General features: G+C 42.3%; 1 protein-coding gene and 1 pseudogene. Both read left to right on the top strand.

The genetic code is table 11. The features are described from left to right. Positions 1-169: pseudogene (locus R8N47_RS28110) on the top strand (DUF3319 domain-containing protein); the annotation flags it as partial. Between the two features lie 4 nt (positions 170-173). Beyond that, positions 174-485: a stress response translation initiation inhibitor YciH gene (gene yciH, locus R8N47_RS28105; protein ID WP_024701236.1), complete on the top strand. Its 312-nt coding sequence runs from the start codon at positions 174-176 to the stop codon at positions 483-485. Positions 486-530 lie beyond the last annotated feature (45 nt).

Below are 530 nucleotides of genomic sequence, written 5' to 3'. Positions count from 1 at the left end.
TAACGGCTATACCATTAAAAACGACACTGGTGAACCAAACGGTTGGTACTGTATGTTTAATGGTAAACTCATTAAAGGTGGCAAAGCTGCTATTCAACGACACATCGAAGCTTATTTAGTTGCAAAGCAGAAAGCGATGCAAGCACAGGCACAACAGCAAAAGAAATAACAGAATGACCCTGGTATATTCAACAGAAACCGGACGCATTAAACCGGAAGAAGAAAAAATAGCTCGTCCTAAAGGTGACGGTATTGTTCGTATTCAGCGCCAAACCAAAGGCCGTAAAGGCAAAGGCGTTTGTATCGTTTCAGGATTAGACCTAGACGACGCGCCTTTGAAACTGCTCGCTGCAGAGCTTAAAAAAGTATGCGGTTGTGGCGGTTCAGTCAAAGATGGCACCATCGAAATTCAAGGTGACGCAAGAGATAAGATTAAAACACACCTTGAAAAGAAAGGCATGACAGTAAAACTAGCCGGTGGCTAAATTCCTGACGTTCAAATCTCAGATAAACTAAAAATGGCGTCTATA

This window comes from Vibrio sp. 2132-1 (genome assembly GCF_033344315.1).
The sequence above is the reverse complement of the archived record's forward strand: the minus strand, read 5'-3'. Positions and strand labels throughout refer to the sequence as shown.